The sequence below is a fragment of the Cryptosporangium aurantiacum genome (genome assembly GCF_900143005.1).
In the GTDB taxonomy this organism is placed as follows: Bacteria; Actinomycetota; Actinomycetes; order Mycobacteriales; family Cryptosporangiaceae; genus Cryptosporangium; species Cryptosporangium aurantiacum.
The window spans coordinates 1-12,835 of sequence record NZ_FRCS01000029.1; the positions used below are offsets into that span (position 1 = coordinate 1).

The following is a 12,835-nucleotide window of genomic DNA, read 5'->3' on the forward strand; positions in this document are numbered from 1 at the left end:
GCCCGGTCCCATTCCGAACCCGGAAGCTAAGCTCCTCAGCGCCGATGGTACTGCACTGGTGATGGTGTGGGAGAGTAGGACGCCGCCGGACTTTTCTTTGGTAACGCCGTTACTGGCCCTAGGAATACCCGATTTCGGGTCTGGGGTCGGTAGCGGCGTTACTGCTATGTGGGGACTACGTCGCGTCGAGCGGGTATCCGGTGTCGGTGCTCCGAGCGCGCCCCGCGGGGACGGCCTGGCGGCCGCGCCCAGTACGTTGTGAACCGGAGGTGCAGAGTGGCCGACGCAGGCGGGTACGGACGCGGAGACGCGCGCGGGGAAGGCCGGCGCAACGACCGCGCGGGCGCACGAGGCGGAGCTCCCCGAGGTGAACGTCGCTCCGGCGCCGGTGCGCCGTCGGCCGGCCGTCACGTGCGGGGTCAGGCTGCCCGCGGTGAGGGCCACTCCGGTCCGCGCCAGCAGGGTTCCGGCCGTCCGTCGGGACCGCGGCCTGGCGCCGGACATCGTGAGCACGGCTCCGGTGATCAGCGTGGGGAGCGGCGTCCCTACCGCTCGGGCGAGCGCTCGGAGCGCGATGGCGGCGGCCCGCGGCGGTTCGACCGCTCCGGTGACGACGCCGGCCGCCAGGAGCGGCCGTTCCGCGCCGGGCGCCAGGGCGGCTCGGGCGGCCACAGCGCCGGCGGTGCCGGAGGCCGCGGACCGCGTCCGCCGGGAGCGAGCTGGTCGCGCGGTGGGCGTCCGCACGGCGGTGCGCGCTCCGAGGAGGGCCGGTCCGGCTTCCGCGACCAGCGTTCCGACGGACCGCCGCGGGGCGACCGCGCTCCGCGAGACGGGGAGCGCGGCTACTCCGGTGACCGTCCGTCCCGCGGGGACCGCCCGTCCTACGGTGACCGCGGCTCCCGCGGTGAACGGCCCGCCTACGGCAGTGACCGAGGCTCGTCGAGCGACCGGCCCTCCCGCGGGGACCGCCCGTCCTACGGCGGCGACCGCAGTTCGTCCGGTGACCGTCCGTCCCGCGGGGACCGCCCGTCCTACGGCGGTGACCGGGGCTCGTCTGGCGATCGGCCGTCCCGCGGGGACCGCCCGTCCTACGGCGGCGACCGCAGTTCGTCCGGTGACCGTCCGTCCCGCGGGGACCGCCCGTCCTACGGCGGTGACCGGGGCTCGTCTGGTGACCGGCCACCGCGGGGTGACCGTCCGTCGTATGGGGGCCGTGGCTCGTCTGGCGACCGGCCGTCTGGTGGCGACCGCCCGTCATACGGAAGTGACCGCGGTTCGTCCGGCGATCGGGCACCCCGTGGAGACCGTCCCCCGTACGGCGATCGTGGCTCGCGGGGCGACCGACCGTCGTATGGCGGCGACCGGGGTTCGTCTGGTGACCGGCCGTCCCGTGGGGACCGTCCGGCGTATGGGGGCGGCCGCGGTGCGTCGGGCGACCGGCCGCCGCGCGGGGATCGACCCTCGTACGGCGACCGCGGCTCGCGGGGTGACCGTCCCGCGTACGGCGGTGACCGGAGTGCGTCTGGTGACCGGCCGTCGCGTGGGGATCGTCCGGCGTATGGCGGTGACCGGGGTTCGTCCGGTGACCGGCCGCAGCGGGGGGACCGGCCGGCTTATGGCGCGGGGAGGCCCTCTCAGGGCGATCGGCCTTCGTACGGTGACCGGGGAGCGCGCGGCGACCGCGGTTCGTACGGCGACCGGCAGCGGCCGGGGCGTCCGGACGGGCGAGGCGGCTCCGGACGGTCGTCGTCCTCGCGGCCTACGCGTCCCGGTTCGAGCGGGCCGATCGTGGTTGGTGCGCCGTCACGGCCGCGGCCGCTCGGTCCGGAGATCCCCGCCGACATCGAGGTGCGGGATCTCGACCGCGAGGTGCGGGCAGAGCTCCGTTCGCTGCCGAAGGGCGCATCCGACACCGTGGCGCGTCACCTCGTCGCCGCGGGACGGTTCCTCGACTCCGACCCGGCCCGTGCGCTGGAGCACGCCCAGGCGGCCCGTCAGCAGGCGGCGCGGATCGCGTCGGTGCGTGAGGCGGTCGGCCTGGCTGCCTACCACGCCGGTGAGTGGCGCCTGGCGATCGCGGAACTCCGGGCCTATCGGCGGTTCACCGGGTCGGACGTCCACCTGGCCGTGATCGCGGACTCCGAGCGGGCGCTGGGACGGCCGGAGAAAGCGATCGAGCTGGCCGGGAGTCCGGAAGCCGCTCAGTTGGACACCGAGACGCGGGTGGAACTGCTCATCGTGGCTGCGGGCGCCCGGCAGGACCAGGGCGACCTGGACGGCGCGATCACCCAGCTCGAGGTGCCGGAGCTGCGGAGTGGCCGCCCGGCGTCCTGGCAGGCGCGCCTGCGGTACGCGTACGCCGAGTTGCTGCTCGCGGCCGGGCGCGTGGACGAGGCGCGGGAATGGTTCGTCCAGGCTGCGGACGTGGACTCCGACGGCGTGACCGACGCCGGCGAGCGCGTGCTCGACCTCGACGGCTTCCTGTTCACCGACGAGAGCGACGACGAGGACGAGTTCCTCGACGGCAGCGCCCGCGACGAGCAGGGCGACAGCTGGGACGACGACGCCGATGACGCCGATGACGCCGATGACGAAGGCGAGCCTGACGGACTCGACGCCGACGGCACCCCGGTAGCCGAGGACGAGGACAGCGAGATTCTCGGCGGAGACGTCGACGGCCCGGTGGCTCACGGGCACGACGGCAAGACCCGTGACCAGGGCGCCGGCGGCGCGGTGGTTGACCCGCACGGCGCCGAGGACGGCGGCGGCGGGCTGCGCGGCGGCCAGGACGCCGGTGGCGCGGTGCTTGATGCGCAGGGCGCCGATGCCGAGGGCCGCGGCGGCGAGAGCGCCGGTGGTGTGGTGGTGGACGTGCTGGGCGACGGCGACGGCGAGAATCCTGGCCGGGGAGCCGACGACTGCGCGGTGCGCGCGCGGGTGCTGGCGGACGAGCCGTACGAGGCCATCGACGGCGACGAGGCCGAGCGGAGCGACACCGCGGACCTGGTCGGCGCCGGCGTCGCGGCTGGTGAGGACGGCGAGATCGTCGGCCGGGGTGATGTGCAGGACTCGGGCGGCGGGGACGACGGTTTCGGCCGGAGCGGCGGCGACAGCAGCGTCGGCGGAGACGGCAGCGACACCAACGTCGACGGCAGCGACGGCCGCGGCAGCGTCGGTGACGGCGCGGGTGCTGTGGCTGACGACGCCGTCAGCGCGGTGACCGACGAGGACGACGACTGGGACGACGACGAGGACGTCGTCGAGCGGCCCACGGACGAGGAGTTGACCGCGTCGGTGGGGGAGAGCGACATCGACGGTGGTGCCCCCGAGCGGTCGGGCGCCGACGGTGACTCGAGTTCCGCCGGGACGGGGCCGGCCCCCACCTCCGAGCGTGCGGTGCCCAGCCGGACGGCGTCGTTCTCCGATGGAGAGAACTACGACGGCGGGGACGGTCGCGCGGGGTAACCCGCCGTCGGCGGCCGTAGGCCGCTATGACTTCGGAGGCTGACGCATGACTGAGACGCCGGAGCACGGCTCGCCGACCGGCGAGGCGTATGACTGGTTCCGTCGGGGCGAAGAGCTGCTGCGGCAGGGCAACGCGGCGGCGGCGGCCCAGCTGTTGCAGCGGGCGCTCGCAGCCGACCCCGGATCGCGGGCGGCCAGGGAGACGCTGGCGCGCGCGTTGTTCGACGCGCAGCAGTACGAGGAGGCCCGGCAGCTGTTCGCGCAGATTGTGGCCGACCATCCGTCCGACGACTACGCGTTGTTCGGGTTGGGGTTGGCGGCGTTGCGGTCCGGGGATCCGAAGGCGGCGGTGGAGCATCTGTCGCTGGCGGTCGCGATGAAGCCGCACGACCACCACTACGCGACCGCGCTGCGGAACGCTCGGGCGCAGAACGCGGTGGACCCGGTCGGTGGGCCGGCGACGGCGGGTGTGCCGGAGGAGGCTCCGCCGGTGCGGGGATCGGACGTGAACGTGCCGTCGGACCTGGAACGACTGTTGCGTGACATCGAGGACGGCGACGCCCGGTGAGTGGACTCCCCGGGAGCGAGACGCCGCTCACCGAACGGTACGACGCTGCCCTGTTCGACCTCGACGGTGTGTTGTACCTGCAGGAAGAACCGATCGCTTTCGCGCCGGACGGCGTGGCCGCCGCTCGTGCTGCCGGGATGCGGATCGGGTTCGTGACGAACAACGCGTCGCGGCGCGCGCCGGACGTGGTGGCGTTGCTGGCGCGGGTGGGGGTCGAGGGCTCCGAGGACGAGGTGGTCACCGCGGCGCAGGCATCGGCGGCGCTGCTGGCCGAGGAACTGCCGGTCGGTGCGCCGGTGCTGGTGGTGGGTGCGCAGGGGCTCGCGGACGAGGTCGCGGACGTGGGGCTGCGGCCGGTGCGGTCGGCGGACGAGAAGCCGGCGGCGGTCGTGCAGGGGTACGCGCGGGAGGTCGGCTGGGAGCAGCTGGCCGAGGCGTCGGTGGCGCTGCGTGCCGGCGCGCTGTGGGTGGCGACGAACCGGGATTTCACGATCCCGTCGTCGCGGGGTCCGTTGCCGGGGAACGGTGCGCTGGTGGCGGCGCTGGTCACGGCGGTGCGCCGGGAGCCGGACGTGGTGGTCGGGAAGCCGCATCCACGGCTGCACCAGGAGTCGGTGCGGCGGACCGGTGCGCAGCGGCCACTGGTGATCGGGGATCGGCTCGACACCGACATGGCCGGAGCGGTCAACGGTGGTGCGGACAGCCTGCTGGTGCTGACCGGCGTGACCGAGGCTTCCGACCTGCTGGCCGCCGGGCCGGGGGAACGGCCGACGTACGTGGCGGCGGACCTGCGGGGACTTGCGGTGCCCCACCCGGCGATGGTGCCGTCTGCGGACGGCTTTACCTGTGGGGGTTGGACGACGCGCGTCGACGGCTCCGCTGTGGTGTTGCGCGGGTCCGGTTCCGATGATGTGGACGCGTTGCGCGCGCTGGCCGTGGCGGCGTGGTCGTTGCCCTCACCGTCGGCGGTGAAGGGCGAGGGTGCCGACGCGGCCGCGGCGCTGCGGGCGCTGCAGCTGTAGCTCGCCCCGACGTCGCGCGCGCGGAGCCGAGTGCTCGGACGTGGCGCCGCGTTCGGACGTGCGGCCGAGCGTTTGGACGTGGCGCCGCGTTCGGACGTGGTCGCGAGCGCTTGGACGTGGAGCCCGCCGAGGACGAGGCTGGCAGTCGAGCGCGAGGCCGCCGCGATCTGGCTGTTGTCTCAAGGCCTCGCGCTCGCCTGTCAGCCTCGCCCCCTCGGCGGGCCGTGCACTACAGGAGGGTGCGGAGTTTGATTAGGTCTCGGACGCCCGCCTGAACCTTGATCCGGCCGCTGGCCCACGCCTTGGCGAAGTTGATCTCGCCGCGGCTCAGCGCCACCAGGTCGTCGCTGCTCAGGGTCAGTGCGATCTGCGCTTTGGGGTCGTCGCCGTCGGCGATGTCCTGGATCGTGCCACCGGCCAGCCGGCCGTGGAATCCGGTGCCGAGGTCGGTGAGCCGGCAGGCGAGGGAGCGATCGAGCTTCGGCGGTTCCCGGTCGCCGGTGTCGCCGGACGCGATCCGGTCGGCCACGTCCTGCAGCGCCTTGCGGCACTCCTCCAGCGTCGCCATACGTGGCCGGTCCTCTCTGTTCGTGGTTCCGGTCTGTTCGTGGTTCCGGGCTTTCCGCCCCGGACGGACGGTACCTCGGCAGGGTCCGGGCGACCGGCGCGGCTCGTCGCTGCTGCCGAGGTGAGTGGACCCGTTCGGGCGAGCCATAGCTGTCCTGGACGGGGCCGCTTCGTATGGGAGCGGCACGCCGTTCGGTACTCGGCGGGGCGGGCGTCTCGGAGCGTGACGGTGGAAGCGGTCGGTGGTGTCGGCGTGTCCGGCCGATGTGGTCGATCGACACGACGGCGACGTGCGATTCTGGCCGTGGACGGACGTTCGTCAGCAGCGGCGGTGTGCTGGTCGCTGGGACCAGCGGGTAGCGTGGGGTGACTCGGCCGCGTGGGCCAACGCGGCGCAGCGGAAGGTGTCTACCCAATGCAGGATGCTCTGAAGACGTACCTCGCCCTCGCGACAGGGCTCACTGAGGTGCCCAAGAAGCGTGCCAAGGCTGCCGCGAAAGAGCTCGCCAAGAGTGGCGGCGCGACCGTCAAGCAGGTCCAGGCGCTCACGGAAGACCTCCTGGCGACCAGCCTCGAGAACCGCGAGGCGCTGACGAACCTGATCCGTTCGGAGATCGAGAAGTCGCTCAACCGCGTCGGCCTGGCCACCGCCGACGAGGTCAGCCAGCTGACCGCGCGGATCAAGGAACTCGAGGCCGCGCTGAAGAAGGCGCAGGCCTCTGGTGCGCCGGCGTCCGCCGGGTCGGCGGGTGGGCCGCAGGGCGACCCGCTGGCGAGCGCGGCGGCGACGACCGGGAAGCCGGCGGCGAAGAAGGTCGCGGCGAAGAAGGTCGCCAAGAAGGCGGCGAAGGCTCCCGCGCCGGCTCCGGTGAAGGCTCCGGCCAAGGCGCCGGCTCCGGCCAAGGCGGCGGCGGCTGAGGCGCCGTCGGCGTCGACGGCGAAGGCCACCGCGGCGAAGACGACGGCCACCAAGGCGACGCCGGCTCCGGCTCCGGTTCCCGCGAAGCCGTCGGCTCCGGCGAAGGCGACGCCGGCCAGTGAGACCGCGGGCGGCACGCAGGGCGACGCGCTGGCGAGCGCCGTCAAGGCGACCCCGGCGAAGACGGCTGCGAAGGCTGCGCCGGTGAAGACGCCCGCGAAGACGGCGCCAGCGAAGACGGCGCCTGCCAAGTCGACGGCGGCGAAGAGCACGGCGGCGAAGGCTGCTCCGGCGAAGGCGGCGACGCCCGCCGCCCCGGCCCCGGCGGCGACGGCCCCGGCGGCGACGACCCCGGCTGAGGCAGCGTCGGCTGCGGCAGGGATGACTCCGGCGGCCACGGCCCCGGCGGCGACGTCGGCCATCGCTGAGTCGACGCCGGCGAAGGCGACCGCGGCCAAGTCCACCGCCGTGAAGGCCACCGCAGCCAAGGCGACCCCGGCCACGACGGATGCGGCCAAGGCTGCTCCGGCGAAGCCCGCGTTCGCGGCCGCCCCGGCCTCGTCCACTGCCGAGCCGAGCGCGGCCACGTCGACGGCGAAGGCCACCGCGGCGAAGACGACGGCGGCGAAGACGACGGCGGCTAAGACGACGGCGGCTAAGACGACGGCGGCTAAGACGACGCCCGCCAAGACGACGCCCGCCAAGCGCACGCCGGCCAAGCGCACGCCCGCGGCCAAGGCGACGAAGGCGACCGCCAGCAAGGCCACGCCTGCGAAGACCAGCCCGGCGAAGACCCCCCCGGCCAAGAGCACCCCGGCCAAGAGCACCGGTGGTGACAGCGCGGCACCGGCCGGCGGGTCGACCGACTCGTGACGTCCGAACCGGACAGTCGGAGCTTCGGCGCGGCGGTACCGAAGCCCGGTCCGCCGCCCGCGCCGAAGCCCGGCCCGCCTCCGGTGGTTCCCGGTCGCTCAGCGACGCCCGGCAGCCTGCCGGCCCCGGCCCCGGCCCCGGCCCCGGCCTCCGGCCTTCCGGCCGCAGCCGCCTCCGGCCCGCCGGCCGCGATCTCGACCGCCGCCGCCGCGGGCTCGGCCGGAGCCGCCGCGGCGGCCGCGACTCCGGCTGCTGCGGGCTCCGCGGCAGCGACGGCGCCGGGCTCGACGGCGCCGGGCTCGACGGCGCCGGGCTCGACGGCGCCGGGCTCGACGGCGCCGGGCTCGGCCGCGCCGGGCTCGGCGCCAGCGGCCTCGGCCGGAGCGACCCTGGCGCCGGAGGGCTCGGCGCCGGGGACTCCGACGCTGGGGACCGGGGGGTCGGACGTTGCGGCTGCGGAGCAGGTGACCGCCGTCCTCGCGCGCCTCGACGACCTGGACGAGCGGCCGGTCTCCGAGCACGTCGCCGCCTACGAGGCCGTGCACCGCACGTTGCAGGACACGCTCGCCGCGGTCGACGGGAGCTGACGTGCGTCTCCGCACCACCTCGCACGATCCCCGAGCCTGACGCCGTGGCACGCCGAACCCGCCTGGACGCGGAACTGGTACGCCGCGGCCTGGCCCGGTCCCGCGAGGACGCCGCCCAGCTGATCGCCGCCGGTGCGGTCAAGGTCGACGGCCGGCCCGCCGCCAAGGCGGCGACCGCGGTCGACCCGGCCAGCGCCGTCACGGTCGCCGTCGACGAGGGGCCCCGCTACGTCTCGCGCGGCGGACACAAGCTCGCCGGCGCGTTGGACGCGTTCACCGGGCTGAGCGTCAAGGATCGCCGCTGCCTGGACGCCGGCGCGTCCACCGGCGGCTTCACCGACGTGCTGCTGCGCGCGGGCGCGGCGGGCGTCGTCGCGGTGGACGTGGGCTACGGCCAGCTCGCCTGGTCGCTGCAGACCGACGAGCGGGTGACGGTCGTCGACCGCACGAACGTCCGCACGCTGACTCCGGACGCGATCGGCGGGCCGTGCGCGGTCACCGTCGCCGACCTGTCGTTCATCTCGCTCGGCCTGGTGCTGCCCGCGCTGGCCGCCTGCACCGAGCCGGACGGCGACCTGGTCCCGATGGTCAAGCCGCAGTTCGAAGTGGGCAAGGAACGGCTGGGAAGCGGGGGTGTCGTCAGAGATCCCGAGCTGCGGATCGAGGCGGTGCTCGGCGTCGCGGCGACGGCTGCGACGATGGGCCTCGGCGTCGCCGGGGTCGTCGCCAGCCCGCTTCCCGGGCCGTCCGGGAACGTGGAGTTCTTTCTCTGGCTGCGGCGGGACGCCCCGCCGGTGGACCCCGCCGCTGTCCGGACAGCCGTCGAGCAAGCACCAGATCCAGGGAGAGCTAGCTGAGATGAGTCGGCAGGCACTGCTCGTCACGCATGCCGGTCGCGCGCTCAACGTGGTGCACGCCCGCCGGGTCGCGGCCCAGCTCTCCGAGGCCGGCTTCGGCCTGCGGGTGCTGACCGATGAAGCGCCCGACCTCAACATCGACGCAACGGTCGTCCGCCCGGACGAGAAGGCAGCCGTGGGCGCCGAGATCGTGTTCGCGCTCGGCGGCGACGGGACGCTGCTGCGGGCCGCGGCGCTGGCGCGCCCGGCCGGCGCCGCGCTGCTCGGGATCAACCTCGGCCGGGTCGGGTTCCTCGCCGAGGCGGAGGCCGAGCACCTCGACGAGACCGTGCGGCGGGTCGTCGAGGGTGACTACGTCGTCGACGAGCGGATGACGCTCGACCTCACGGTCGGGCGTCCGGACGGTTCGATCGCGCACAGCTGGGCGCTCAACGAGGCCAGCGTCGAGAAGGCGATGCGCGAGCGGATGCTCGAGGTCATGGTGTCGATCGACGGTCGCCCGCTGTCCCGCTGGGGTTGCGACGGCGTCGTGTGCGCGACGCCGACGGGCTCCACCGCGTACGCGTTCTCGGCGGGCGGCCCGGTGGTCTGGCCGGACGTGGAGGCGATGCTCGTCGTGCCGATCAGCGCCCACGCGCTGTTCGCCCGTCCGCTGGTCACGGCTCCGACCTCGACGATCATCGTCGAAGTGCTCTCGGACGGCGTCCCGGCCGTGGTGTCGTGCGACGGGCAGCGGGTCGTGCAGATGCCGCCGGGCAGCCGCGCGGTGATCCGGCGGGGCGGCGACCCGGTGCGGGTGGTGCGGATGAGCCCGCGCCCGTTCACCGACCGTCTGGTGGCGAAATTCGGCCTGCCGGTGCAGGGCTGGCGCGGCGACGCGGAAGCCGCTCGTTCCGGGCGCGGTGCCACCGATGTCGGTGGGGCTGGGTAGCCTCGGCGGCGTGCTGGAGGAAATCCGAATCACCGGACTGGGCGTCATCGAAGACGCGACGCTGGAGCTCGTTGACGGATTCACCGTCGTCACCGGGGAGACCGGTGCCGGCAAGACGATGGTCGTGGCCGGTCTCGGCCTGCTGTTCGGTGGCCGCGCCGACGCGGGCCGCGTACGCCGCGGCACCGGGCGGGCGCTGGTCGAAGGGCGGCTGCGGTTCGCGCCTGACGACCCGGCGCAGAAGCTCGTGCTCGACCGGGTGGCCGAGGCGGGCGCGGCGCCCGACGACGACGGCACACTGCTGCTCGCCCGCAGCGTCGCCGCCGAGGGGCGGTCACGCGCGCACGTCGGCGGCCGGACGGTCCCGGTCGGCCTGCTCGGCGAGCTGGCCGAGCAGATGCTCGCCGTCCACGGCCAGTCCGACCAGCTGCGGCTGCTGTCGGCGGCCGAGCAGCGCGGCGCGCTCGACCGGTACGCCGGTGACGAGGTCACGCAGTTGCGCGCGCAGTGTCAGGAGCGGTACCAGGCCTGGCGGGCAGTGGTCGCCGAGATCACCGACCGGACGAACCGGGCGCGCGAACGCACGCAGGAGGCCGACGCGCTGCGGTTCGGCCTGACCGAGATCGAGGCCGTCAATCCGCTGCCCGGTGAGGACGAGGAGCTCAGAGCCGAGTCCAAACGCCTCGAGCACGCGGAGGAACTGCGGATCGCCGCGTACACCGCGCACCAGGCGCTGGCCGGCGACCCGACGATGGACACCGAGTCCGCGGACGTCGCGGCGCTGCTCGGCGTGGTGCGGCGGGCGCTGTCCGCTGTGGCCGGTCACGACGCGGTGCTGGCCGAGGCCGGCCGCCGTGCGGACGAGCTGGCCGCGCTCTGCGGCGAGCTCGGCACCGAGCTGGCCTCCTACACCGACAGCCTCGACGCCGACCCGGCCCGGCTGGCCGCGGTGCACGAGCGGCGCGCGCAGCTGGCGGGCCTGACCCGGAAGTACGCGGATACGATCGACGGCGTCCTGGCCTGGTCCGAGCAGGCCGCGGCGAAGCTGGCCGACCTCGACACGTCCGAGGAGGCGCTGGACGCGCTGCGCGCCAAGCGTGACGAGGTCGCCGCCGAGCTGGCCGCGACGGCTGGCGCGCTGTCGGCGGCCCGGTCCGCCGCGGCCACGCGCTTCGGCGAGCAGGTCACCGCGGAGCTGACCGGGCTGGCGATGCCGCACGCGCGAGTCGTGGCCGCGGTGATGCAGCGTGAGGTCGCGGAGGGCGCCGCCACACCCTCGGTCGTGGTCGACGGCAGACGCCTCGCGGTCAGCCCGGAGGGGGTCGACGACGTCGAGCTGCGGCTGGCGTCGCACCCCGGTGCGCCGGAGCTGGCGCTGCACCGGGGCGCGTCCGGCGGTGAGCTGTCCCGGGTGATGCTCGCGATCGAGGTGGTGTTCGCCGGTGCCGGTGGCCCGCCGACGATGGTCTTCGACGAGGTGGACGCCGGGGTGGGCGGTCGGGCCGCGGTGGAGATCGGCAAGCGGCTCGCCCGGCTGGCGCGCACCCACCAGGTGCTGGTCGTGACCCACCTGCCGCAGGTCGCCGCGTTCGCCGACCACCACGTCGTCGTCGTGAAGGACTCGGACGGATCGGTCACCACCAGCGGCCTGCGGTCGCTGTCGGCTGCCGAGCGTCCGCGGGAGCTGGCCCGGATGCTGGCCGGTCTGGACGACAGCGACCTGGGTATCGCCCACGCCGAGGAACTGCTCGCGGTCGCGCGGGCCGAGAAGGACGCCGCCGCATGATCGAGGTCATCCAGCTCACCCCGGACGACGAGGCGCTGATCCGGGCGGGTGCGCACCTGCTGCGCAACGCGTTCGGTGGCCCCGACCGTGCCGACCGGTATCGCAGCGTGACCGAGACCGAGATCGTGTTCGCCGCCCGCGACGGACGCGACCTGCTCGGCGTCACGACGATCCGGCCGTACCGGCAGTGGTTCGCCGGCCGTGACCTGCCGATGGGCGGCATCGCGGCGGTGGCCGTCGCCGCGCACGCCCGCCGCCGGGGCGTCGCCCGGTTGTTGCTCGGGCGGGCGATCGAGCGGATGCACGCCGACGGCACCCCGGTGAGCGCGCTCTTCCCGTCGATCCCGACGGCCTACCGTGCGTTCGGCTGGGAGGTGGCGGGCACGCTCGCCCGGATCGACCTCCCGGCGGCCCGCCTGTCGGCGGCCGGGCGCTCCGGTCCGGCCGGGGCCGGTCACGACGGCAAGGAGGTGACGCTCCGCGCGCTCGACCGGGACGATCCGGCCGCGGACGACCTCGCCTCCGTGCACGCGCTCTACACCGAGGCCGCGCGCCCGGCGGTGGGGCCGCTCACCCGCACCGGGCCGGCGTTCGACCTGACGCTGCTGGCCACGCTGGACGGCGTGGTGATCGCGTCCGTCGACGGGGTCGACGCCGGTTACGTCAGCTGGTCCCGGCGCGAGAAGCCCGACGGGCCGCCGCGGCTGGACGTCCACGACCTGATCGCCGACCGCCCCGACGTCCGCGACGCGTTGCTGACCTGCGCCGGTTCCTGGCAGACGTCGATCGGCGACACCCGGATCCGGCTGGCCGACCCGGTGATCGGCGGCCTCGGGCTGCCGCGCGGCGGTTACACCCAGCACGAGCCGTGGATGCTGCGGGTCGTCGACGCGCCGCTGGCCGTCGCCGGCCGGGGGTTCGGGCCGCTCGCCGCCGACGTCGACCTGGAGATCGTCGACCCCCAGGCCCCCTGGCACGAGGGACGGTGGCAGCTGTCGGTCGCCGACGGCACGGGCAGCCTGGCCCCCGGCGGTTCCGGTGCGGTCCGGCTGAGCAGCCGCGGGCTGGCGGCGGTGTTCACCGGGTACGCCGGTGCGGCCGCTCTGACGTCGGCCGGTCTGGCCGAGGGGGAGCCGGGCGCGCTGGCCCGGCTGGCCGCGGTGTTCGCCGGTCCGACACCCTGGATGCTCGACGAGTTCTGATTAGTGGCCTTTGTGGTGGTTCGATCGGTGAGGGCGCGTCGTTTAGGAAGCGGGTGCG

Annotated in this window: 10 protein-coding genes and 1 rRNA gene; 10 read left to right on the forward strand and 1 reads right to left on the reverse strand. The window is 74.8% G+C overall.

The features are described 5' to 3' along the window. The 4 genes from rrf to BUB75_RS41935 all read left to right on the forward strand — a co-directional run. Positions 1–91 (forward strand): 5S ribosomal RNA (gene rrf / locus BUB75_RS41920); the annotation flags it as partial. Between the two features lie 1,697 nt (positions 92–1,788). Then, complete coding sequence (locus BUB75_RS45920) at positions 1,789–3,465, forward strand: tetratricopeptide repeat protein (RefSeq protein ID WP_073266094.1); 1,677 nt, start codon at positions 1,789–1,791, stop codon at positions 3,463–3,465. A 46-nt stretch (positions 3,466–3,511) separates the two neighbouring features. Next, positions 3,512–4,033: a tetratricopeptide repeat protein gene (locus BUB75_RS41930; protein WP_073266096.1), complete on the forward strand. Its 522-nt coding sequence runs from the start codon at positions 3,512–3,514 to the stop codon at positions 4,031–4,033. Next, the gene (locus BUB75_RS41935; RefSeq protein ID WP_073266098.1) at positions 4,030–5,055 is read left to right on the forward strand and encodes an HAD-IIA family hydrolase; all 1,026 of its coding nucleotides are present in this window, start codon (positions 4,030–4,032) and stop codon (positions 5,053–5,055) included. Before BUB75_RS41930 ends, BUB75_RS41935 begins: the two co-directional genes overlap by 4 nt. A gap of 229 nt (positions 5,056–5,284) precedes the next feature. On the opposite strand, the gene BUB75_RS41940 is transcribed toward BUB75_RS41935, so the two are convergent. After that, entirely contained in the window at positions 5,285–5,623 is a 339-nt protein-coding gene (locus BUB75_RS41940; RefSeq protein WP_073266100.1) for an SCP2 sterol-binding domain-containing protein, read from the reverse strand. A gap of 414 nt (positions 5,624–6,037) precedes the next feature. Between BUB75_RS41940 and BUB75_RS48005 the strand changes: the two genes are divergently transcribed. From BUB75_RS48005 to BUB75_RS41970, 6 genes are read left to right on the forward strand one after another with little or no spacing between them, the layout of a single operon-like run. Further along, positions 6,038–7,414 (forward strand): phasin family protein, encoded by a 1,377-nt coding sequence (locus BUB75_RS48005; RefSeq protein ID WP_073266102.1) that lies wholly within the window; start codon positions 6,038–6,040, stop codon positions 7,412–7,414. Continuing rightward, positions 7,411–8,001 carry a hypothetical protein gene (locus BUB75_RS48010; RefSeq protein ID WP_073266104.1) on the forward strand — a complete coding sequence of 197 codons (591 nt, stop codon included), beginning with the start codon at positions 7,411–7,413 and terminating at the stop codon, positions 7,999–8,001. The genes BUB75_RS48005 and BUB75_RS48010 overlap by 4 nt, the downstream gene beginning before the upstream one ends. 44 nt (positions 8,002–8,045) lie before the next feature. Continuing rightward, on the forward strand, positions 8,046–8,858 hold the full coding sequence (locus BUB75_RS48015) for a TlyA family RNA methyltransferase (RefSeq protein WP_073266106.1): 813 nt from the start codon (positions 8,046–8,048) through the stop codon (positions 8,856–8,858). 1 nt (position 8,859) lies between these two features. Next, a complete protein-coding gene (locus tag BUB75_RS41960) occupies positions 8,860–9,789 on the forward strand; it encodes an NAD kinase (RefSeq protein ID WP_073266108.1) in 930 nt (309 codons plus the stop codon). A gap of 10 nt (positions 9,790–9,799) precedes the next feature. Beyond that, a complete protein-coding gene (gene recN / locus BUB75_RS41965; RefSeq protein ID WP_073266183.1) occupies positions 9,800–11,575 on the forward strand; it encodes a DNA repair protein RecN in 1,776 nt (591 codons plus the stop codon). Then, on the forward strand, positions 11,572–12,777 hold the full coding sequence (locus BUB75_RS41970) for a GNAT family N-acetyltransferase (RefSeq protein ID WP_073266110.1): 1,206 nt from the start codon (positions 11,572–11,574) through the stop codon (positions 12,775–12,777). The genes recN and BUB75_RS41970 overlap by 4 nt, the downstream gene beginning before the upstream one ends. The last annotated feature ends 58 nt before the right edge of the window (positions 12,778–12,835 follow it).

What these genes read in the sequence shown, in the direction of transcription:
- BUB75_RS41930 (WP_073266096.1), top strand. Translation starts at nt 3,512, where the DNA reads ATGACTGAGACGCCGGAGCACGGCTCGCCGACCGGCGAGGCGTATGAC.
- BUB75_RS41940 (WP_073266100.1), bottom strand. Translation starts at nt 5,623, where the DNA reads ATGGCGACGCTGGAGGAGTGCCGCAAGGCGCTGCAGGACGTGGCCGAC.
- BUB75_RS48005 (WP_073266102.1), top strand. Translation starts at nt 6,038, where the DNA reads ATGCAGGATGCTCTGAAGACGTACCTCGCCCTCGCGACAGGGCTCACT.
- BUB75_RS41960 (WP_073266108.1), top strand. Translation starts at nt 8,860, where the DNA reads ATGAGTCGGCAGGCACTGCTCGTCACGCATGCCGGTCGCGCGCTCAAC.
- BUB75_RS41970 (WP_073266110.1), top strand. Translation starts at nt 11,572, where the DNA reads ATGATCGAGGTCATCCAGCTCACCCCGGACGACGAGGCGCTGATCCGG.